Below are 20,992 nucleotides of genomic sequence, written 5' to 3'. Positions count from 1 at the left end.
TAAGAAGCACGACGGCCTTCACTCTCACGAAACTCGGCGAGTTCTTTTTGGTTGGGTTCCCAATTAGCCCGGAGTTGTTCCAGTTCTCGTTCTGTTGCTCGCCGTTCTTCTTCTAGGCTTTGCAAACGACGCTCTAGCTCTAACGCTCTTTGCTTGTGGCGATAACCGAACATGAACCCTCCAAAAATGGTAAAAACAGATATTTCTTCCTGTTTCTTTGAAAAATCTTTTATTTTTTATGTAAAAAACAAAAAAGATGGTTTTCTAAGAAAAATCAAGGAAACATTATAGCCGACCGTTTCATTTTTTTGGAAAAAAAACGTCACATAGCCTGCACGCTGGTATCGCAAGCGCGACGATGCTTCATGCCAAGCAACTGATAGATAAATAGGAGATAGTATGTCAGAAGAAGAATTCACCCGCTGGTCGATGGGTATTTTATTGACTGGTTTAATTGGTTTTATGGGGTTTATTATTTGGGACCTAGGAAAAAAATCGAATGCTGGAAAATTTGGAACTTTTGTTCTCTTTTTAGCACTTGGAACAGGTGTCACAGGTTTTGTTTTTAAAGAGTTTTTGGTTAGCTATTTTTTAGAAAAATAACATAAGGAGTGATAACGATGCCATCATTTGATGTGGTTTCTGAAGTCGATTTAGTCGAAGTCCGTAATGCACTAGAACAAGCCAATAAAGAGATCAGCACTCGCTACGATTTCAAAGGCTCTGATGCACGCATCGAGCAAAATGAAAAGGTGTTAACCGCATTTGCTGATGCAGAATTTCAACTCGATCAAGTAAAGGATATTTTAATTGCCAAGTTAGCCAAACGTAATGTGGACGTACGTTGTCTAGATTATGGCAAACTAGAAAAAGTCAGCGGTAATAAAGTTAAACAAACCGTTACCATTCAAGTTGGTGTAGAAACTGACCTTGCCAAGAAAATTGTGCGCTTGTTAAAAGATGCCAAATTAAAAGTTCAGGCCGCTATTCAAGGTGATACGGTGCGGGTTTCCGGTGCAAAACGCGATATTCTACAAGAAGCGATTGCTTTGATCCGCAAGGAAATCACTGATACACCGCTACAGTTTAATAATTTTCGTGACTAAACCGATGGCGGCGTGTTGGCACTGATTAACTCACAGGGTTCGTTGCTAGGGTTCGCAAAGCGATGCGGCAGGCGGCTGTCAAAATAATAGCCGTCGCCTGCTTCTAAGCGTTGTGTCTCGCCATTCACTGTCAGTTCAATACTTCCGCGAACAATAACCCCGCCTTCTTGTCCATCGTGCGACAGCATGTCTGGCCCAGTGTTGGCCCCAGGGGCGAAAATCTCGCGTAATAAAGTTAAGTTACGATTGGGGTGATTGAGTCCAACGAGAAAAAAAGAAATCTGTTCTCGTCCCACATTGGGTTGACACGCTTTAGGATAAAACGGCGTGGGTGCTTGGGGCGCGAGATCGAAAGTAAAAAACTCTGCCAGCGTCATCGGCAACCCTTCGAGCACTTTCATCAGTGAACTCACTGAAGGACTAACACGATTTTGTTCAATCAGGGAAATTGTCCCATTGGTGACGCCAGCCCGTTTTGCCAATTCACGCTGTGATAAACCAAATTTTTCTCTGACATGACGTAGGCGAGAACCAACATCCATTGCTAAGCTCCATGGTGAGATCACAAGATTGCTGGTCATTTTAGCCTTAGCTGGGCCGATTGCTCATCCTTTCGTGTTGCAAATAGGCAAACTTTCTACAGCGTCATGCGAGTTGAACTATTGGCGAATAGCCAGTGTTTGTTACAATAGTGGCCGTTTTTGCGCTGCGTCATCCGGGTGCTGGACATCACAGAGCAATAGCCATTCTTAAGGGGCTTTAATGTTTGTCATCATCGGTTACATCATTGTATTAGGCAGTGTGTTCGGCGGCTTTGTACTTGCCGGTGGCCATCTTGCATCGCTATTCCAGCCGGTTGAGCTGCTGATGATCGGTGGTTCTGCGGTGGGTGCCTTCTTGGTGGCTAACGCAGGGGCACCACTCAAGGCAACCATGAAGGCTTTGCCAACCACGCTGAAAAAATCCAACTTCGATAAAGCAATGTATATGGAGCTGTTTGCATTGCTGTACGAAATTCTTGGCAAAGTGCGTAAAGAGGGTTTGATGTCGATTGAAGCCGATGTGGATGCGCCGGCAGAAAGCCCTTTGTTTACCAAATATCCTTCTATCTTGGCTGAGCACCATGTCACAGAATTTATGTGTGACTACTTGCGTTTGATGGTCGGGGGTAACTTGAATCCTATCGAGATTGAAAACTTGATGGATATCGAAATTGAAACCCACCACCATGAAGGCGAAGTGCCGGTCAATGCTGTACGTAACTTGGCTGATGCTTTCCCTGCTTTGGGTATTGTGGCGTGTGTGATGGGTGTGGTGCATACGATGGAATCGGTGGGGATTCCGCCGGCAGAACTCGGTAAACTGATTGCGGCGGCGCTGGTTGGTACCTTCTTGGGTATTTTGCTGTCCTACGGTTTCGTCGGTCCATTGGCAACCAACCTAGAACACAAACTCAACGACCAAACGCGGATGCTCAATACCATCAAAGTTACCTTGTTGGCATCGCTCAACGGGTATGCGCCTCCTGTGGCGGTTGAATTTGGTCGTAAAGCTCTGCAAAGCACCGATCGTCCAACCTTCCTTGAGTTGGAAGAACACGTGAAAAACGCGAAGAACCGCTAATTTTTATGTGCTTTGTTTAGTAGGTTAAAAGGAGCCGAGCATGGCTGATGAATCACAACGCCCCATTATTATCAAGCGCATCAAAAAAGGGGGGCATGCCCACCACGGTGGTGCGTGGAAGATTGCGTATGCTGACTTTGTGACAGCGATGATGGCGTTCTTCTTGTTGATGTGGTTGTTATCATCGGTCTCCCAAGGCGCGTTAGCGGGGATTTCTGAATACTTCCGTACACCATTGAAAGTGGCGTTGCTCGGGGGCGATGGTGCGGGTGATGCCACCAGTCCCATCAAGGGCGGGGGTGAGGACTTAACCCGTTCCGCAGGACAGGTGAACCGCAGCAATATCGTGACAGATGAGCGCAAAGAACGTGTCTTGCTCAACAAGCTTTCGCAAAAAATCACTCAGGCGATTGAGTCAAACCAAACCTTAAAACAGTTTAAAGATCAAATTACCCTTGAAATGACCCCAGAAGGGTTGCGGGTGCAAATCATCGACGAAAAAAATCGTCCGATGTTTGATTCAGGTAGTGCCAGTTTGTTGCCGCACACGCGTCTGTTATTGCAGGAAATGGCAAAAATTCTGAATGATGTGCCAAATCGGTTGTCAATCTCTGGACACACCGATGCCACGCCGTTTGCTGCTGGTGAACGTGGATACAGTAACTGGGAATTGTCTGCCGACCGTGCAAACGCGGCGCGTCGTGAGCTGTTGCTGGGTGGGATGACTGAACAAAAAATGTTGCGCGTCACTGGTTTGGCCGCAGCGAATCCACTCGATCAAACCAACCCAACCAATCCAATCAACCGCCGGATTACGATTATTGTCCTCAATAAGAAAACGGAAGAAGACATCCTGCGCGAATCAGGCCCCTCGGTAGCAGACCGCGCTGCTGCAGCTGCGCCGTCCCCTGCCCCTGCAGAGACAACAGAAACGGCAGGACAGTAACCTTTCCTCTGTCGTCTTTTTTCTGGATTTCAATGTCTCTCTCAATTCGCCGCTGGTTAGAGCACGGCTTAGTGATGGTGATCGGTCTGTTGTTAGCGTGGCCGGTCGCCGTTTCTTTTTCTGTTCCCGCGCTATTATTACAAGGTCCGTGTGCGCTGGTCTTGAGCCGTTTTCGCCGCCACCCTTGGTCGGCGAGTTTATTGCATCTGGTGGCGTTACCGTTGCTGTGGGTAGCATTGATGCTGGAGATTACGCCTGAGTGGTATCTTGCCTTAGCCGTTCTTACATTTGCTATTTCCGGTAATGCTTGGCGCGAACGGGTTCCGCTATTCTTATCAACCAAAGCGACGCTTTCCCAACTACAACATATTGTGCCAGAGAAGGCTCGCCTGCTTGATTTAGGCTGTGGGACAGGGACGGTTTTATTTGGTTTAGCACGTCTGCGCCCCGATCTTGTGTTGACTGGGGTAGAAAACAGTATGATTCCCTACCTGATTGCACGGATACGAGCCTGTTTTGTGCGCAATGTACAGGTCAAATTTGCCAATTTATGGCAAACCTCACTGCAAGAGGCGGATATCGTATACTGTTATCTCTCGCCCGAGCCTATGCCAAAAGTTTGGCAACAATTTTGCCAACAAGCACCGGCACATGGCCAACTGATTAGCAATACTTTTACGATACCAGGACAGCCGGCCCAGCAATCATTTCCTATCAATGATCGTATTGGCTCTTGTCTGTATGTGTGGCAGAAACCAAAGGATAGAGCATGAAAAACTGGCTTCGTACTATGGCAAGCGAGCCACTCCCGATTCGCTCCGCCAGTCTTGATCGTTTGGCCCATCTGCGGCGAACAGATGAAAGCTTGTTAAACGTTGCAGATGTGGCCAATGTGGTGTTGGCTGATCCGCTGTTGGCTTATCAGTTGCTGCGCCATGTCGCCTCGATTGAACGTGTACGTGAACCGCTGACCGTGACCCTCGGGATTGAGCACGCGATTATGTTGATTGGTCTCGATCAATTTTTTAATCGTTTTGGTTCGTTGCCAAGTCTCGAATCACGGGTGGCACCGGCTCATATGCCGGCGATTCGCACTGCCTATGCCCGTGCCCGCTTTTCAGCTTGGCTGGTAAAAGAATGGTTGGCATTAAACGAAGAGCATCGGGTTGAAGAATACTTTGTTGCCGCGCTGTTATATCAAGTGCCGCTATGTTGCCGCGCCTTAGATACTGCCCTAGATCCCCAAGCTACACCGGATGAGGTTGCCAAAAAACGCTTTGGTGTGCCTTATGACATGGTGTTGTCCGAATTGTTGACCCTGTGCCGGATGCCGCCGCAAGCACTGGAGATGTTGTCGCAGCAATCGCACGAAACTATCGACCGTCGTAAGTTGGTGTTGCGGTGTGCAATTCAAATTACCTCGCGTTTTGATGAAGGTTGGTGGTCAAAACCGGTGGTGCATATGCTGGATAATGCGGCGGATTTGTTGCAACAGCCGCGTGAAACCTTGTGGCAAGTCCTGACCCAAATTGCGCTCTATCTGGCTCGCCATCCAGCTGCTGGGACGGACAACGACCGTTTTGCCCGTGAATTGGCACTGCTGCCGATTATGCCTTTGGTGTCAGAGAACGAGTTTTTGTTCTTTGACTGGAGTAGCGATGAACGGATGACCCAACTCGATCAGTCAATTCGCCGCACCTTAGCCAGCTTGTCTTTACAACTGGGGTGTGATCGCTTGGCTTTCTTTGCGGTAAATCCAACCGACCAAACTTTGCGCAATCACTACCGCATTGGTTTTGAACACGAAGATCAACTGATCGGTGCTGCCTTATCGTTAGACCAAAACAGCTTTTTCTATGCGTTTGGGCAAAAAACTCAAGCGATTCGGATTGCCGCACCACAATTGATGACCATCCGTAACCGTTTTCAAGACAGTTTCTTTGCGGCAGTACCCGACAACGGTTGTGCAATGATTAGTTTGCATAAAGATGGCACGTTCAAAGGGCTGTTTTATATCGATAACGCCCAAACTGGACGTGATATTGATGATGTGGTGTACCAATCATTCAAAGCGGCTATTATTCATCTCGCTAATATGTAAGGGGTTGTTTTGCTTGCCCGTATTGATTCTCCACACAACCCACAGCTAAAAACCCTCAATCGCTTATTAGAAAAGGCGAAAGCGCGCCAGACCGAACAGCAATGTGTGTTGGAAGGACTCCATCTGTGCCACACCTTGCTTGATCGAGGTGGGTGCTTAGAACGTCTTTATCTCAATAGCCGCGCAGAACACCATCCCGAAGTCCAAGCGTTATTGCAACGCTGTGCCACCACCACCGAATGCGTGTGGGTAGCAGAAGCTGCGTTACAGAAAATGTCAGCCCTACATTCGGCTCCCGAGGTGCTGGGGGTGATGTCGTTGGCGGCCTTGCCGCACCCGATGGTGATGTCGCAAGACAAACTATTACTAGAGTCGATTCGCGATCCGGGTAACCTAGGGACACTGCTGCGTACGGCGGCGGCGGCGGGGATAAGCCAAGTCTATTTGTCCCCTGACTGTGTTGATGCGTGGTCATCGAAAGTGCTCCGTGCGGCAATGGGAGCGCATTTTTCGCTGCAAATTGTTAGCAATGCCGACTTAGCCCGTGTGCTGGCCGATTTTTCTGGTACCAAACTGGTGACCCATCTTGCCGCCGAGCACAGTCTTTACCAATGTGATTTAACTTCGCCGTGCGCTTTTGTTTTTGGCAATGAGGGCACCGGCGTTTCTGATGCCTTGGCCGCTTTAGCCCAGCCGGTGTTAATTCCGATGCCTGGACAAACCGAATCATTGAATGTGGCAATCGCGGCGGCGGTCTGTCTATTTGAACAAGTACGACAACGGGCGGCTGTCTTGGTTTGAGCGAGATAGCATGATGATGGCGAGCCAATTCGCCGCAGAATGCCTGCTGTTTGATCCCAGCCCGTTGCTGCAGTAAACACCCGTGATATACTCGCGCCTTTCTTGCGTAAGCCAGAACAGTCTCCTCGCTCGGATGAAATCCTGATCGGGTGATTTGACCGTCCTTGCCTTTATCGCTTTTCATCCAAGCTTTTGATTAAGGATTCAAGATGCAAATTCAGTTGGAAACGTTGAGCACCTTGGAGCGCCGTTTGACGATCTCCTTGCCTACCGAAGCCATCGACAACCAAGTGAAACAACGCTTACAGCGTGTGGCTCGTAATGCCAAGATCCAAGGTTTCCGCCCAGGCAAAGCGCCACTGAAAATTGTTGAGCAGAACTACGGTTTGCAAGTGCGTGAAGAAGTGTTGGGTGAAGAGATTCAAAATAGCTTTACTGCAGCTGTGCGCGAACAAGCGTTGCGTGTTGCTGGCTTCCCTCGTTTTGAACCACAAAATAACGAAGAAGACCGCAGCCAATTTACCTTCAGTGCTTTGTTTGAAATCTATCCAGAAGTCGCTATCGGTTCTTTAGCTGATAAAGAAGTTGAAAAACCAGTGACCGAAGTGACTGACGCTGAAATTGATAAAACGATTGATATTCTGCGTAAACAACGCACCCGTTTCGACCGTGTTGAGCGCGCTGCTGCCGAAGGCGACCGCGTGATTATCGATTTCAAAGGTACCATCGATGGCGAAGCGTTTGCCGGCGGTAGCTCGGAAAACTTCCCGTTTGTGTTGGGCCAAGGCCAAATGTTGCCTGAGTTTGAAACTGGTGTGGTGGGTTTGACCGAAGGCGAAAGCCGTGAGGTGTCGGTGACTTTCCCTGAGGATTACCACGGTAAAGACGTGGCTGGCAAAACCGCCGTGTTCACTATCACGGTGAAAAACGTTGCTGCCGCGACCTTGCCAGAAATCGACGAAGCTTTTGCAAAACAGCTCGGCATTGTTGATGGCGATGTGAGCAAAATGCGCGAAGAAATTCGTAAAAACGTGACCCGCGAAGTCAAACGCCGCCTGCAAGCACAAGTGAAAGAAAATGCAATGCAAGCGTTGTTGGATGCCACCCCAATCGAATTGCCAAAAGCGTTGGTGGGCATGGAAGTCAACCGTTTGATGGATCAAGCTCGTCAAGACTTGGCACAACGTGGGATTGATGCAAACTCGATGCCGCTGCCTGCTGATTTGTTCACCAAACAAGCCGAGCGCCGTGTTGCTTTGGGTTTGATTTTGGCGGAACTGGTTGAGAAACACGACATCAAAGCAAAAGAAGAGCAAGTGATGGCTCTGATCCAAGAATTTGCCGAGAGCTACGAACAACCTGAAGAAGTTATCGCATGGTACAAAGCCAGCCCAGAACGTCTGCAAGGCCCAGAATCGATGGTGCTCGAAGACAACGTGGTTGAATTTGTGTTATCTCAGGCCAAAGTAAGCGAGAAACCGGTTTCTTTTGATGAGTTGATGGGGAACGCCTAATGCATATCCAATCAGATTGGCAAACTACACAACCCGCTCCACATGCTTTAGGTCTCGTACCGATGGTGGTGGAGCAAAGCGGTCGTGGTGAGCGCGCCTACGATATTTACTCTCGCCTGCTTAAAGAGCGCATTGTGTTTATGGTGGGGCCGGTGACAGATGATTCTGCCAATCTGGTGGTAGCGCAGTTATTGTTTCTCGAGTCGGAAAATCCTGACAAAGACATCTACCTGTATATCAACTCACCCGGTGGGTCGGTGACTGCAGGGCTGTCGATTTATGACACGATGAATTTTATCAAGCCTGATGTGTCAACACTGTGCATTGGGCAAGCGGCAAGCATGGGCGCGTTCTTGCTCTCTGCTGGCGCAAAAGGCAAACGCTTTGCGTTGCCAAATTCTCGTGTCATGATTCACCAGCCGTTGGGTGGGTTCTCCGGTCAGGCTTCCGACTTTGAGATTCATGCCCGCGAAATTCTTAGCTTGAAACGCAAGCTCAACGAGTTGATGGCACAACACTGCGACCGTGCAGTGGAAGATTTAGAGCGTGATACCGATCGCGATAACTTCATGACGGCGGAAGCAGCGCGTGAATATGGTTTAATCGACAAAGTGCTTGCTAATCGCAGCGAGGCAGCCCGTTCATGAGCATAAAAAAGAAAGACAAGCTGCTGTACTGTTCTTTCTGCGGTAAGAGCCAACACGAGGTCAGCAAGATGATTGCTGGCCCACAGGTCTTTATTTGTAATGAGTGTGTCGATTTATGTAACGACATCATTCGTGAAGAACAGGCAGCTGCAGCGTTGGAAGGGAAAGATAAAACCAAATCTCACCTGCCAACGCCACAAGAGATCCGCGCTACCCTCGACCAATATGTCATTGGTCAAGAGGCAGCGAAAAAAGTGCTCTCGGTGGCTGTATATAATCATTACAAACGTCTGGCACGTGGCGAAGAAGGTGCGCCCGGGGTTGAATTGGCTAAGAGTAATATCTTGCTGATTGGCCCAACGGGTTCAGGAAAAACCCTGTTAGCACAAACTTTGGCACGTTTGTTGGATGTGCCCTTTGTGATGGCCGATGCAACCACACTGACCGAAGCTGGTTATGTGGGTGAAGATGTTGAAAACATCATTCAGAAGCTGTTGCAAAAATGTGATTACGATGTCAGCAAGGCTCAGCGTGGGATTATCTATATCGATGAAATCGATAAAATTTCCCGTAAGTCTGACAACCCTTCGATTACCCGTGATGTATCGGGTGAAGGGGTGCAACAGGCGCTGTTAAAGCTGATTGAAGGCACTGTTGCATCGATTCCGCCGCAAGGTGGCCGCAAACACCCGAATCAAGAGTTTATCCAAGTTGACACCACCAACATCCTGTTTATTTGTGGTGGCGCTTTTGATGGCTTAGAAAAAATTATCCGTCAGCGTTCACAAAAAGGCGGGATTGGTTTCGGGGCGGATGTCTTCTCGAAAGAGCAAGGCGAGGCGATTGGCCGTGTTTTGCAAGAAACCGAGCCAGAAGATTTGATTAAATTCGGTTTGATTCCCGAGTTTATCGGTCGCTTGCCGGTGTTGGCGATGTTGGAAGAATTGGATGAAGCCGCGATGGTGACGATTCTCACCGAACCGCGTAACGCTTTAATCAAACAATTCCAACAGCTGTTTGCGATGGAAGAAGTCGAGCTAGAAATTCGACCAACAGCTCTAAAAGCCATTGCTAAACAAGCGCTTGCCCGCAAAACGGGTGCCCGTGGTTTGCGCTCGATTATCGAGCGAGCGTTGCTTGATACCATGTACGAGCTTCCCTCGTTGTCTGGCGTCAATCGCGTCGTGGTCGATGAAAACGTAATCGAACAGGGCGTGAAACCGCTTTATGTCTATCAAGAAGACGATCTATCGGTATCACGTTCTGCCTAGTGTTGGCTTGTTGTATGACACTAACCGCCCTTCGGGGCGGTTTTTTGTCGAAGGGGGGATGGTGGGTGTTTTGCTTGAATTCGCTTGCGCCTGCCCCATTTCCCTTGCATCTCTTCGTCTTTAATTACAGGAAACTCAATGTCTAACGCCCAAGATACCGCACCTGCAGAAGCTTTGACCTTGCCCCTGCTCCCCTTGCGCGATGTCGTGGTGTTCCCGCATATGGTGATCCCCCTGTTTGTGGGCCGCCCCAAGTCGATTAAGGCACTTGAACAGGCAATGAACGAGGGCAAACAGATTTTATTGGTTGCCCAAAAAACTGCTGCTAAAGACGAACCTTCCGAAGAAGATTTATACCGCATTGGTACGCTATCCACCGTATTGCAGATGTTGAAACTGCCCGATGGTACGGTCAAAGTGCTGGTTGAAGGCCGCCAACGTGCCACCATCACCGAAATTCGTGACGATGCCGAATTCTTTGAAGCCGATTTAGAAGTGTTTGCAGCAGAGGAAGAGCATAGCTCTGAATCTGAAGCCATGCGCCGGACCTTATTGGCGCAGTTTGAACAATTTGTCAAACTCAGCAAAAAAATTCCTCCTGAGATTTTGACCTCAATCACTGGCATTGATAAAGCTGGCCGCTTGGCCGACACCATCGCCGCGCATTTACCGCTGAAATTAGAACAAAAACAAGAAGTGCTCGAGCTGTTGCACACTGAGCCACGCTTAGAGCACTTGTTGACGCAACTGGAATCTGAACTAGAGATTCTGCAAGTTGAAAAACGCATTCGTGGTCGCGTCAAGCAACAGATGGAAAAAACCCAGCGCGACTACTACTTGAACGAACAAGTCAAAGCCATTCAACAAGAATTGGGTGAGCTGGACGAAAACAGCGACTTAGATGCGATGGAAAAGCGCATCAAAGCGGCTGGAATGACAAAAGAAGCCCGCGAAAAAGCTTTAGCCGAGTTGAAAAAATTGCGTCTGATGTCGCCCATGTCGGCCGAGGCAACCGTGGTACGCAATTACATCGAAACGTTGATTGATCTGCCGTGGAAAAAGAAAAGCAAGATCAATAAAGACTTGGCTGCGGCAGAAGAGGTATTAGAAAGCGATCACTTTGGTCTGGAAAAGGTCAAAGAGCGGATTGTTGAATATCTGGCGGTTCAACAGCGTGTCGATAAACTTAAAGCCCCGATTTTGTGCTTAGTTGGCCCGCCCGGTGTCGGTAAAACATCGCTGGGGCAATCGATTGCTCGTGCGACAAACCGCGAGTTTGTGCGGATGGCTCTGGGTGGAGTGCGTGATGAAGCAGAAATTCGCGGTCACCGCCGTACCTATATTGGTTCGATGCCGGGCAAAATTTTGCAAAGCATGATTAAAGCCAAGGTGAAAAACCCGCTGTTCTTGCTCGATGAAGTGGACAAGATGGGGTCTGATTTCCGTGGCGATCCTTCTTCTGCTTTATTAGAAGTGTTAGACCCCGAACAAAACCATGCTTTCGCTGATCATTATGCTGAAGTTGACTTCGATTTGTCGGATGTGATGTTTGTCGCAACGGCAAATTCGATGAATATCCCACCTGCGTTACTTGATCGGATGGAAGTGATTCGTCTCTCGGGTTACACCGAAGATGAAAAGCTGAATATTGCTCAGCGCTATCTGTTGCCGAAGCAGCTGAAAAACAATGGCCTGACTGAAGGTGAATTGGTCGTGCAAGAATCAGCGATCCGTGACATTGTGCGTTACTACACTCGCGAAGCCGGTGTGCGTAATCTTGACCGCGAATTGGCCAAACTGTGTCGCAAGGTGGTGCGTGCTAAACAGTTGGGTAAAGCAGCACAAAAAGTGACCATTGCGGCGAAAGGGTTGGATAAATACCTAGGCGTGCGCCGCTACGATTATGGTGTGGCTGAGCAAGCCAATCAGGTTGGACAAGTTTCGGGCTTGGCATGGACGGAAGTGGGCGGTGAGTTGCTGACGGTTGAAGCGGTCGCCTTGGTCGGTAAAGGCAATATCATCCGCACCGGCCAACTCGGTGAGGTGATGCAAGAGTCGGTACAGGCGGCAATGAGTGTGGTACGCAGTCGCGCCCGTCAATTAGGCATTGCCAGCAACTTCTACGAGAAAAACGACATCCATATTCACTTGCCAGAGGGCGCTACACCAAAAGATGGTCCTTCTGCAGGGATTGCGATTGTGACAGCGATGGTCTCCGCTTTGACTAAAATCCCCGTTCGGGCCGATGTTGCCATGACCGGTGAAATTACCTTGCGCGGCGAAGTGTTGCCGATTGGTGGTCTGAAAGAAAAGCTGTTGGCCGCGCAACGTGGCGGTATCAAGCATGTCTTGATTCCACAAGGTAATGTCAAAGATTTGGCTGAGATTCCGGCAAATGTGAAACAAAAGCTGGAAATTCATCCGGTTAAATGGATTGAACAAGTGCTCAGTCATGCCCTAGAGCGTGAACCGGTGCCTTTGTTGGAAGAGGCCGAAGCGGTGACACCGATTCCGGCGTTGAATGAAGCGGCGAATGGCTCGCAAATCACCACGCATTAAGCGTGAGTGGCTTGCTTGACATGCCGAATTGCACCTTGCTATAAAGCAGACGGTTTGATTTTCGATTCTTAGGAATCATTAAAATAATTTAAGGGATCACAATGAATAAAGCAGAATTGATCGACGCCATCGCCGAGCGCGCTGCGCTGTCTAAAGCCGATGCCGGCAAAGCATTGGACGCTACGGTTGCTGCCTTAACCGAGGCGCTGAAACAGGGCGATACCGTCACGCTGGTTGGCTTTGGCAGCTTCTACGTCGGTGAACGTGCCGCACGCACTGGCCGCAACCCAAAAACCGGCGCTACCATTCAGATCCCTGCTTCAAAATCGCCTAAGTTCCGTCCCGGCAAAGCGTTGAAAGACGCTCTGTAATTTGTCTGTGTAAAAGCAGTGTGCAAGCGAGCCTTGGCACTGCTTTGTGCGCCTGAGCTTGATGTTGCACAGGTTAAGTGTTTATTTCATTTGAAGGTGAACACCTCGGGTTCACCTTATTTTTTGCCGACCGGCAAACGGAAATACGGCGTGTATGTTTGATTTTGTCCAAAAAAATACTGTCCTCATTAAGGTGATCTTAGGGGCAGTGGCACTCACTTTTGTTGGCTTTGGGGTGGGCAGCTATACCACCGCCACCGATGACAACTATCTCGCAGAGGTTGGCGACAGCCGCATCTACAGTCGCGATATCGACCAAGCATTGCAAGGCCAACCAACTAATCCTGTGCTACGACAGCAAATGCTCGATATGCTGATCCGCCAGCGCTTGTTGTTGGCCGAGGCAGAAAAAGCCGGTTTGGTGATTACCCCAGCGATGTTACAGCGTGCGATTGCGGCGATGCCTGCGGTACAAAAAGATGGTCGCTTTGACCCTGCGATGTATCAGGCTTATTTAGCATCACAAAATCTGTCTGCTGATGCCTTTGAACAAAATGTGATGCGTGAATTGCGCTTGGACAAACAAATTCAAGCCCTCGCTGCTTCTGCATTCTTACCAAAAACCGTCACAGAGCGTTTAGCCATCACCTTGGCCGAAGTGCGCGAAATCAATCCGCTGTGGTTCCGCCCAGAAAAATTCACCGACCGCGTACAGCTTGCCCCAGATGCGATTAAAGCCGCGTATGAAAAAGACAAACAACAATATGTCATTCCAGAAGCGGTAAAGCTGGAATACATTGACATCACCCTCGATCAAATTGCTGCCACGATTCCAATTGAAGCGGCTGAGATTGAAAAATACTTTGAAGAACACAAGGCCGAGCTGGCGCGAGAAGAACGCCAACTTGCCCATATTTTGTTTGCCTTACCACAAGGTGCAAACAACGAAGTCAGACAAAACACCCGTCAACAAGCAGAAACCGTGTTGTCGTTGTTGCAGGAAAAACCTGAACAATTCGCTGCCCTTGCCCGTCAACATTCACAAGACCCCGGTAGTGCTGCGCGTGGCGGGGATCTTGGTTATGTGCCGCGTGGTGTGATGGTGAAATCGTTTGAGGAAGCGGCTTTCAAACTGAACAAAGGTCAGCTCAGTGAGTTGGTGGAAAGTGAATTTGGCTTTCACATCATTAAAGTGCAAGACATTCGCTCGCCTGATCTCAAGTCGGTGAAACCGGCGATTGTCGAACGCTTACAAAAGCAAAAAGCCAATATGCTATATCGGCAAAAGGTAGAAGAAGCAGGTGAGTTGGCCTATCAAAAGGCAGATAGCTTACAGGCCGTGGCCGATTTGCTGAAAACCAAGCCGCAAACCAGCGAATGGTTAGAGCGTAATACCGCTCTCCCCTCTCCTTTAGCCCAACCTAAGCTGTTAGAAGCGGTGTTTGGTGATGATGTGTTGAAACAAAAACACAATAGCGAGGCCATTGAAATTGCACCGGGCCGCACTGTCATTGCCCGTGTGGTAGAACATCGCCCAGCGCAACAGCAACCACTAGAGCAAGTATCGGCACAAATTGAACGGGAACTGCGCTTACAACAGGCCAACACTGTGGCGCAAGAGGCAGGTAAGGCATTCTTAGCCAAGCTCAAAGCTGGACAAGCCAGCGACCAATACGCTTGGGGGCCATTGCAGCGTGTCTCGCGTGAAGCGCCAATCGGCTTATCGCCAGAAGAAGCACGAGTGGTGTTTTCTGCCAAGTTGAAACCTGCACCGGCGTATGTCGGCACGGCGGTGGGCGATGGCAGTTATGTGATTTATCGTGTCGCACCACATGCCACCCCACCGGCTAAGAACGCTGAGCGACAAGCGGAACTCGCCGCCCGTTTGACTGAACTCCAAGTGGGTCAAGATGCCTTTGCTTATGTCAAAAGTTTGCAGCAGACTTTCCCGATCAAAATTAAACCGGTGAAAGCCACAGATTAAGCGACATAAGGCAAACCATTGCCGTACAATGTAACGCGTATTGCCACATGCCCGTTGTTCTTTTTTGGATCACGGGCATGTGTCGTTTTTTTGGCTAAGGAACGATCGATGTTACGCCGCTATTTTTCTTCTTTTGCCTTGGCAACGTGTCTGTTTGGGGCCGCTTTGCCCTCGGTGTTGGCCGAAGGGCGTGCCACCACTCAGACGGCGAGTTTAGAAGCCAGTGCCGAGCCAAGTTTGCATTCTCATGCAGTTTTGGTCATCAATGCGATGACGGGTGAACCGATGTATCAAAAAAATGCCCATCTCTCGACCCCAATTGCCTCGATCACTAAGCTGATGACGGCAATGGTCGTCCTCGATGCGAATTTGCCGATGGACGAGATGATTAGCATCACCGAGGCCGAGATTGATCGCTTGAAGGGCACCAGTTCCCGTTTGGCGGTGGGGACTACCCTCTCGCGGCGCGAAATGTTGTTGCTGGCGCTGATGTCGAGTGAAAACCGTGCTTCGGCAGCTTTGGCGCGAACTTTCCCCGGCGGAAGCGATGCCTTTATTGCACGCATGAACCGCAAAGCAAAACAAATTGGGATGCGCGATGCGGTGTTTTACGATGCAACCGGTTTGAACAGTGGCAATCGCGCCACCGCGCTTGATTTGGCGCACATGGTGCAAACCGCCTATCAATATCCACTGATTCGCCAATACAGCACCACCGCCGAACATGATGTGTTATTGCCCTCGAATCGTGTCTTGCACTACCGCAATTCCAATGCCTTGGTGCGTGAGGGGGAATGGCAGATTGGGTTATCCAAAACCGGCTATATCCGCGAGGCTGGGCGGTGTTTGGTGATGCAAGCGACGGTCGGTTCAACACCGATGTTTATTGTGTTGTTGGCGGCAGACAATCCTAATTCGCGTTTGGACGATGCACGGCAAATCAAAATGTGGCTCGAATCCAACCCCCGCACTTGGTTAATGGGCTAAATCGCCTATCTCTCTTAGGGCTCGGCGGCGGTGATTGTCGCTGAGTCGCCTCTCCTCTGGTCTTGAAAAGCACTGGCTTTGCCTCATTTGTGTTGCTCGATTGTTTAATCCCATTTGGTTGAGAATACGATGAGCGCACAAAAGGAAACCCTGGGCTTTCAGGCCGAAGTGAAACAGCTCCTGCATCTGATGATCCACTCCTTGTACTCAAACAAGGAAATTTTCCTGCGCGAGCTGATTTCAAATGCTTCTGATGCAGCAGATAAACTGCGCTTTGAAGCCCTAGAAACCCCAGAATTGTTTGAAAACGATGCCGAGTTAAAAATCCGCCTTGCCTTTGATAAAGAGGCAAAAACGCTGACCATCAGCGATAACGGCATCGGGATGAATCGCGAAGAAGTGATTCAAAATATCGGTACTATTGCGCGGTCGGGTACCAAAGCTTTCTTTGAAAATCTCACCGGCGATGCCAAAAAAGATGCGAATTTAATCGGTCAATTTGGTGTCGGCTTCTATTCGGCGTTTATTGTGGCCGATCGCGTGACCCTGACCACTCGCCGCGCTGGTGTGCCTGCCAGCGAGGCCGTGCGTTGGGAGTCGGCGGGTGAAGGTGATTACACCTTAGAAACTGTCGAAAAAGCCGGCCGTGGGACAGAAATTGTCTTACATCTGCGCGATTCGGAAGATAATCTGCTCAACGATTGGCAATTGCGTAGCATCATTCGCAAATACTCCGACCATATCGCGATCCCGATTGAGATGCCAAAACAGCCTACGTTTGATGACGATGGCAATGAAGTGAAACAAGAAGGTTGGGAAAGCGTCAACCAAGCCTCGGCATTGTGGGCGCGTAGCAAGAGCGATATTAGCGAAGAGCAATATCGTGAGTTCTACAAGCATGTCTCTCATGACTATCAAGACCCACTGGCATGGAGCCATGCCCGTGTGGAAGGGCGGCAAGAGTATATCGAGCTGTTGTATATCCCTGCTAAAGCGCCGTTCGATTTATGGGAGCGTGAGCGTAAGCAAGGGGTGAAGTTATATGTGCGCCGTGTCTTTATCATGGAAGACACCGAAAAACTGATGCCACACTATTTGCGCTTTGTGCGTGGGGTGATCGATTCGGCCGATTTGCCGCTGAACGTCAGCCGTGAGTTGTTGCAAAGCTCGAAGGACATCGATGCGATTCGCGCCGGTTGTGTGAAAAAAGTGTTGGGTCTGTTGGAAGACATTGCCGAGAAAGAAACGGAGAAATACCAAGGTTTCTGGACTGAATTTGGTTCGGTGTTGAAAGAAGGCGTAGGTGAAGATTTCAGTAACCGCGACCGTATTGCTAAGTTGTTACGCTTTGCTTCGACGCATCAAGAGTCCGATGAACAAACTGTGTCGTTAAGCGACTATGTGTCACGGATGAAGGAAGGGCAAAAGCACATTTACTACATCACCGCCGACACCACCGCCGCCGCCCGCCATAGCCCGCACTTGGAGATTTTTGCCAAGAAAGGCGTCGAGGTGTTGTTGTTGACTGACCGTGTTGATGAGTGGATGTTGAGCTATCTCACCGAGTTTGACGGTAAGAAATTGTCGTCGGTGGCGAAGGGCGCGCTTGATCTTGACGAATTGGCGGATGCCGAGGAGAAGAAAGAGCAAGAGAAGGTTGAAGAGGCGTTGAAGCCGGTGGTTGAACGGGTGAAAACCGTGTTGGCCGACAAGGTGAAAGAAGTTCGCGTAACGCATCGTTTAACCGACTCGCCATCGTGTTTGGTGGTGGATGAATACGGGATGAGCACGCATCTGGAGCGTTTGTTAAAGCAAGCGGGTCAGAAGGTGGACAGCAGCAAGCCGATTTTGGAGCTGAACCCTGAGCATGAGTTGGTGAAGCGTTTGGATCGTGAGCAAAGTGAAGACCGTTTTGCCGATTTGAGTGCGTTGTTGTTTGAGCAGGCATTGTTGGCCGAAGGCGGCCAGTTGGCTGATCCGGCGCAGTTTGTGAAGCGGATGAATAAGTTGTTGTTGCAAGCCTAGCCGCGCTGCACCACAAAGAAAGCCACCCGATGATTTGGGTGGCTTTTTTGTTTGGGTGATGGTTTCTTGATGGATGCGCTGCGCTTATCCATCCTACGGCCAATAGAACAGTAGCGTGGGTACCATTTTTTTGTGCCCACGAAACGATGGATGCTACTGATCTGACTGGTGCATTCCATTCATCAAGGGCTGCTGGTAGGAATTTCAACCGATATTTTGTTGCTTCGGTTGGTGTATTAGAGTTGTTCAATATCGACCTCAATCGCGCTGTCGGTCATGGTCAACCGCTGGCGGGCTAGTTCTACTAAGTCACGGTCGGCTAGTTCTTCGACCAGTGCTTCAAAGAGTTTGGGTGTAATCATGTAGAAGGCTGGGCGGTTGTGGTTGAGCACTGCGACGGGTTTTTCTCCTGCATCTCGCAGCACTTGCGCTGGGTTGCGTTTAAACTCTGACATGCTGATGGAGTAGTCGGCGTAGATGGTATCCATGATTGATTCCTCAAAATAATAGCTACAAATATAGTGCTTTTTCAATGAAGGTGATGTGGCAAAAATTTCTACTTTAATAAAAGTTGATGATGATTTCTTATTGAGATGTGCAGATATTATTTATAGAGTTTCTGTTGTGGTTGGGATAGAAGAATAAAATAAGTTAAGTTGGGTTACCAAATATTGGCAACCCAACTTAATGGTAGTTAGTAGTTAATTTGACATCTTTTGTTGATCAAATCCTGTAGTGTCAAATATTAAAGACTGAGCGCCTTCTCTATAAAATTTTGCCTCAATTCTGACTTCTTTGGATTTTTTCATTCTATCAATAAACTTCTGATAACTATTGATGAAAATATGTTCAGAACTGTGATCGTTCGGTGAAGATGCTGAAAACCTTACTGGAGGAGTATCATCGAATTTTACTAATACAGAACAATCATTATAGCCACATAAAAATTGTCCTTTCTCTATCGAGAGTATTATATCTCTGCCATATCTCGGATGATTTCTAATCTGTAGAGTAGCTTGTTGACTGCCTGAATAAGGAAAATCAAAGTTTAGATAGTTTTTACTTGTGTTGGTAGCAAAAAATATTTTTTTACTAGACATTTCATCTTCTTCTACCTGATAACTCCATTTTGAATCTATTTCGTCTTTCAGCTTGCGTTTCAAATCAGCAAATTTCTCTGCTTCTTTTGGATAATCACGCTCTAGATTTTCAATGTTTAGAAGTTGATGAAGTCGGCTTTGTGGATTTTCTATGTTAGATTTATATTGGCTAATTTCGGCAATAGAAAGTTTTTCCTTTAAGCTCTGATCGTTTTCATGAGTTTTTAAGCATTGTTTCATTATCAATGCTGCATCGTAATATTTTTTGTTCTCCATGTTTTTCTGATAAAGCAAATTGCTTTGCTCTAAATCTTGACAGGGTTTATTTTCTACTTCCGTTTTTTTGTTAATAGATGGATTTTCTGATTGGGTATTCTTTGCTATCTCTTTGTTTTCTGGTGTCTTCGCATTATCTTTGTTTTCAGACTCTTGAGACAATACAAAGAAATTTACTATGAGTAAGCTAACAGCTATACCTCTGAGCCAACTTTGTATTTGAATTTGCGTTAGTTCATAAAACTTATTTCTGATGGGTGGGAGTAAAAAACCTCCTGCAACTATCATCAATAAACCATAGGCATTTGATAAGGCAATTAGATTGCTTATCCCAATTAGCAATAAAATAGAGCCAAAAATCCAAGAGATTTTGCTTGTTTTCTTATCCAACTTATTTTCTCCATTTTGATTTTAATTAAAAATAAAACAATGAATGAATCTTCATTCAAGGTCAAAACGCTAAATGGATATCACATTTGGTTAAGTGGTGCAACTCATAAAATTTCTAAGCACCTGATTCGGGTTGTTTACTCTTGGTAGCTCAACCTCTAGTAGTTAATAAATTTTCATGTAATCGTGACAGATCGGCAGTGTAGGGATTCATCAAATTATCAAAATGCCACCGTATGTTAAGTCAAATCGATGAAACTGCTTTTTCTGATGTACTGTCAGGTATGGTTTCGTGGGCACAAAGTCAGTGCCCACACTCATTTGGATGGACTGTTTGGGTTTCGTGAGATTTTTTGATGGATGCGCTTCGCTTATCCATCCTACGCATTTTGTATATGCAATATCTATTTTTTGTCTTTTTGCGTTGGAGTGCTCAACCCAAGCTATACCTACTGACAGTTTTCTAGGCAATCGGTACAGTGCAACTCGTAGAAAATCCAATCAACCAAAAAGGACACAGATTGATGCTATTACCTTTCTTTGCCGTGATCGTAGGGCTGGTGTTATTGGTGTGGAGTGCCGACCGTTTTGTTGAAGGCGCAGCATCGACGGCGTCGCACTTCGGTATGCCACCCTTGTTAATTGGTATGGTCATCGTTGGCTTTGGTACTTCCACCCCCGAAATGGTCGTATCTGCCCTCGCCGCCTCACAGGGCAACCCGGGCATTGCCCTCGGTAACGCCTATGGCTCGAATATCACCAACATTGCCCTTATCCTCGGCATCACCGCCCTGATTAGCCCCATCACCGTACACTCACAAGTGCTACACAAAGAATTACCCATCTTGATTTTGGTAACGGCTTTGGCGGCGTGGCAGTTGTGGGATGGCAATGTCTCTCGAGTTGACGCTATCGTGTTATCCCCTGTGCCGTAAAACCTCGCCATTCATGGCGGGGATATCAGGCGCAAACGGCAAAGCCGTTTTAGGGTTTAGTGTTGCGGTTGTAAAGTAAAAACAAATCAATGTTTGCTTTGCTGTTTGTATAATGAGCGCATGAAACGACTTCAAGCCTTCAAATTCCAACTGACACCTAACGGCCAGCAAACACGGCAAATGTCGCGCTTTGCGGGTTCGTGTCGGTTCGTCTTTAATAAGGCGTTGGCGTTGCAAAAGGAATGGTATCAGACTGACCCCACGATTCGATTTTCTTACGTCAAATTAGCCAATCTGCTGCCCAGCTGGAAGCAAGAGTTTGTTTGGCTGAGAGAATCACCAAGCCAAGCTTTGCA

The 20,992-nt window shown here is 48.1% G+C and carries 20 protein-coding genes; 17 read left to right on the top strand and 3 right to left on the bottom strand.

Features of this window, described 5'->3' with window-relative positions:
* Window positions 1-399: 399 nt before the first annotated feature.
* Window positions 400-603 (top strand): DUF2788 domain-containing protein, encoded by a 204-nt coding sequence (locus tag G465_RS0106725; RefSeq protein ID WP_022653720.1) that lies wholly within the window; start codon window positions 400-402, stop codon window positions 601-603.
* 17 nt (window positions 604-620) lie between these two features.
* Entirely contained in the window at window positions 621-1,106 is a 486-nt protein-coding gene (locus tag G465_RS0106720) for a YajQ family cyclic di-GMP-binding protein (RefSeq protein ID WP_022653719.1), read from the top strand.
* On the opposite strand, the gene G465_RS0106715 is transcribed toward G465_RS0106720, so the two are convergent.
* On the bottom strand, window positions 1,103-1,648 hold the full coding sequence (locus tag G465_RS0106715; RefSeq protein WP_022653718.1) for a cupin domain-containing protein: 546 nt from the start codon (window positions 1,646-1,648) through the stop codon (window positions 1,103-1,105). The genes G465_RS0106720 and G465_RS0106715 overlap by 4 nt on opposite strands.
* Before the next feature lie 220 nt (window positions 1,649-1,868).
* Between G465_RS0106715 and motA the strand changes: the two genes are divergently transcribed.
* The 13 genes from motA (at window position 1,869) to htpG (ending at window position 17,935) form a co-directional block, all read left to right on the top strand.
* On the top strand, window positions 1,869-2,729 hold the full coding sequence (gene motA, locus G465_RS0106710) for a flagellar motor stator protein MotA (RefSeq protein ID WP_022653717.1): 861 nt from the start codon (window positions 1,869-1,871) through the stop codon (window positions 2,727-2,729).
* 40 nt (window positions 2,730-2,769) lie between these two features.
* Complete coding sequence (gene motB, locus G465_RS0106705) at window positions 2,770-3,675, top strand: flagellar motor protein MotB (RefSeq protein WP_022653716.1); 906 nt, start codon at window positions 2,770-2,772, stop codon at window positions 3,673-3,675.
* Between the two features lie 32 nt (window positions 3,676-3,707).
* Window positions 3,708-4,448 carry a class I SAM-dependent methyltransferase gene (locus G465_RS0106700; RefSeq protein WP_027405249.1) on the top strand — a complete coding sequence of 247 codons (741 nt, stop codon included), beginning with the start codon at window positions 3,708-3,710 and terminating at the stop codon, window positions 4,446-4,448.
* Window positions 4,445-5,776: an HDOD domain-containing protein gene (locus G465_RS0106695; RefSeq protein ID WP_022653714.1), complete on the top strand. Its 1,332-nt coding sequence runs from the start codon at window positions 4,445-4,447 to the stop codon at window positions 5,774-5,776. Before G465_RS0106700 ends, G465_RS0106695 begins: the two co-directional genes overlap by 4 nt.
* Before the next feature lie 9 nt (window positions 5,777-5,785).
* Window positions 5,786-6,577 carry a TrmH family RNA methyltransferase gene (locus G465_RS0106690; protein ID WP_022653713.1) on the top strand — a complete coding sequence of 264 codons (792 nt, stop codon included), beginning with the start codon at window positions 5,786-5,788 and terminating at the stop codon, window positions 6,575-6,577.
* A gap of 209 nt (window positions 6,578-6,786) precedes the next feature.
* Window positions 6,787-8,091 (top strand): trigger factor, encoded by a 1,305-nt coding sequence (gene tig, locus G465_RS0106685; RefSeq protein ID WP_022653712.1) that lies wholly within the window; start codon window positions 6,787-6,789, stop codon window positions 8,089-8,091.
* The gene (clpP, locus tag G465_RS0106680) at window positions 8,091-8,738 is read left to right on the top strand and encodes an ATP-dependent Clp endopeptidase proteolytic subunit ClpP (protein WP_022653711.1); all 648 of its coding nucleotides are present in this window, start codon (window positions 8,091-8,093) and stop codon (window positions 8,736-8,738) included. Before tig ends, clpP begins: the two co-directional genes overlap by 1 nt.
* Window positions 8,735-10,009, top strand: a complete 1,275-nt coding sequence (gene clpX, locus G465_RS0106675) for an ATP-dependent Clp protease ATP-binding subunit ClpX (RefSeq protein WP_022653710.1) — start codon at window positions 8,735-8,737, stop codon at window positions 10,007-10,009. Before clpP ends, clpX begins: the two co-directional genes overlap by 4 nt.
* Before the next feature lie 138 nt (window positions 10,010-10,147).
* The gene (lon, locus tag G465_RS0106670) at window positions 10,148-12,568 is read left to right on the top strand and encodes an endopeptidase La (RefSeq protein WP_022653709.1); all 2,421 of its coding nucleotides are present in this window, start codon (window positions 10,148-10,150) and stop codon (window positions 12,566-12,568) included.
* A gap of 101 nt (window positions 12,569-12,669) precedes the next feature.
* A complete protein-coding gene (locus G465_RS0106665; protein WP_022653708.1) occupies window positions 12,670-12,939 on the top strand; it encodes an HU family DNA-binding protein in 270 nt (89 codons plus the stop codon).
* Between the two features lie 154 nt (window positions 12,940-13,093).
* Entirely contained in the window at window positions 13,094-14,923 is a 1,830-nt protein-coding gene (locus tag G465_RS0106660; protein ID WP_022653707.1) for a SurA N-terminal domain-containing protein, read from the top strand.
* 108 nt (window positions 14,924-15,031) lie between these two features.
* Complete coding sequence (locus G465_RS0106655) at window positions 15,032-15,910, top strand: serine hydrolase (RefSeq protein WP_022653706.1); 879 nt, start codon at window positions 15,032-15,034, stop codon at window positions 15,908-15,910.
* Between the two features lie 129 nt (window positions 15,911-16,039).
* Window positions 16,040-17,935 (top strand): molecular chaperone HtpG, encoded by a 1,896-nt coding sequence (htpG, locus tag G465_RS0106650; RefSeq protein WP_022653705.1) that lies wholly within the window; start codon window positions 16,040-16,042, stop codon window positions 17,933-17,935.
* A 236-nt stretch (window positions 17,936-18,171) separates the two neighbouring features.
* On the opposite strand, the gene G465_RS0106645 is transcribed toward htpG, so the two are convergent.
* The gene (locus G465_RS0106645) at window positions 18,172-18,423 is read right to left on the bottom strand and encodes a type II toxin-antitoxin system prevent-host-death family antitoxin (protein ID WP_022653704.1); all 252 of its coding nucleotides are present in this window, start codon (window positions 18,421-18,423) and stop codon (window positions 18,172-18,174) included.
* Window positions 18,424-18,636: 213 nt separating this feature from the next.
* Window positions 18,637-19,701: a hypothetical protein gene (locus tag G465_RS0106640; protein WP_022653703.1), complete on the bottom strand. Its 1,065-nt coding sequence runs from the start codon at window positions 19,699-19,701 to the stop codon at window positions 18,637-18,639.
* A 524-nt stretch (window positions 19,702-20,225) separates the two neighbouring features.
* Between G465_RS0106640 and G465_RS13840 the strand changes: the two genes are divergently transcribed.
* Together G465_RS13840 and G465_RS13835 are read left to right on the top strand one after the other, a co-directional pair.
* Window positions 20,226-20,636 carry a calcium:cation antiporter family protein gene (locus G465_RS13840; protein ID WP_211213701.1) on the top strand — a complete coding sequence of 137 codons (411 nt, stop codon included), beginning with the start codon at window positions 20,226-20,228 and terminating at the stop codon, window positions 20,634-20,636.
* Between the two features lie 120 nt (window positions 20,637-20,756).
* On the top strand, window positions 20,757-20,992 hold a 236-nt coding region (locus G465_RS13835), incomplete at its 3' end, for a helix-turn-helix domain-containing protein (protein WP_022653701.1).

The sequence above is a fragment of the Aquaspirillum serpens DSM 68 genome (genome assembly GCF_000420525.1).
Classification (GTDB): Bacteria; Pseudomonadota; Gammaproteobacteria; order Burkholderiales; family Aquaspirillaceae; genus Aquaspirillum; species Aquaspirillum serpens.
This window is presented reverse-complemented; position numbering and strand designations above follow the sequence as displayed.

Excerpts from the sequence above, each read along its gene's own strand:
- G465_RS13840 (WP_211213701.1), top strand. The coding sequence starts at position 20,226 with ATGCTATTACCTTTCTTTGCCGTGATCGTAGGGCTGGTGTTATTGGTG.
- tig (WP_022653712.1), top strand. The coding sequence starts at position 6,787 with ATGCAAATTCAGTTGGAAACGTTGAGCACCTTGGAGCGCCGTTTGACG.
- G465_RS0106720 (WP_022653719.1), top strand. The coding sequence starts at position 621 with ATGCCATCATTTGATGTGGTTTCTGAAGTCGATTTAGTCGAAGTCCGT.
- G465_RS0106695 (WP_022653714.1), top strand. The coding sequence starts at position 4,445 with ATGAAAAACTGGCTTCGTACTATGGCAAGCGAGCCACTCCCGATTCGC.
- G465_RS0106700 (WP_027405249.1), top strand. The coding sequence starts at position 3,708 with ATGTCTCTCTCAATTCGCCGCTGGTTAGAGCACGGCTTAGTGATGGTG.
- G465_RS0106660 (WP_022653707.1), top strand. The coding sequence starts at position 13,094 with ATGTTTGATTTTGTCCAAAAAAATACTGTCCTCATTAAGGTGATCTTA.
- motA (WP_022653717.1), top strand. The coding sequence starts at position 1,869 with ATGTTTGTCATCATCGGTTACATCATTGTATTAGGCAGTGTGTTCGGC.
- clpX (WP_022653710.1), top strand. The coding sequence starts at position 8,735 with ATGAGCATAAAAAAGAAAGACAAGCTGCTGTACTGTTCTTTCTGCGGT.
- htpG (WP_022653705.1), top strand. The coding sequence starts at position 16,040 with ATGAGCGCACAAAAGGAAACCCTGGGCTTTCAGGCCGAAGTGAAACAG.
- G465_RS0106665 (WP_022653708.1), top strand. The coding sequence starts at position 12,670 with ATGAATAAAGCAGAATTGATCGACGCCATCGCCGAGCGCGCTGCGCTG.
- clpP (WP_022653711.1), top strand. The coding sequence starts at position 8,091 with ATGCATATCCAATCAGATTGGCAAACTACACAACCCGCTCCACATGCT.
- G465_RS0106645 (WP_022653704.1), bottom strand. The coding sequence starts at position 18,423 with ATGGATACCATCTACGCCGACTACTCCATCAGCATGTCAGAGTTTAAA.
- G465_RS0106725 (WP_022653720.1), top strand. The coding sequence starts at position 400 with ATGTCAGAAGAAGAATTCACCCGCTGGTCGATGGGTATTTTATTGACT.
- G465_RS0106655 (WP_022653706.1), top strand. The coding sequence starts at position 15,032 with ATGTTACGCCGCTATTTTTCTTCTTTTGCCTTGGCAACGTGTCTGTTT.
- lon (WP_022653709.1), top strand. The coding sequence starts at position 10,148 with ATGTCTAACGCCCAAGATACCGCACCTGCAGAAGCTTTGACCTTGCCC.
- G465_RS0106715 (WP_022653718.1), bottom strand. The coding sequence starts at position 1,648 with ATGGATGTTGGTTCTCGCCTACGTCATGTCAGAGAAAAATTTGGTTTA.
- motB (WP_022653716.1), top strand. The coding sequence starts at position 2,770 with ATGGCTGATGAATCACAACGCCCCATTATTATCAAGCGCATCAAAAAA.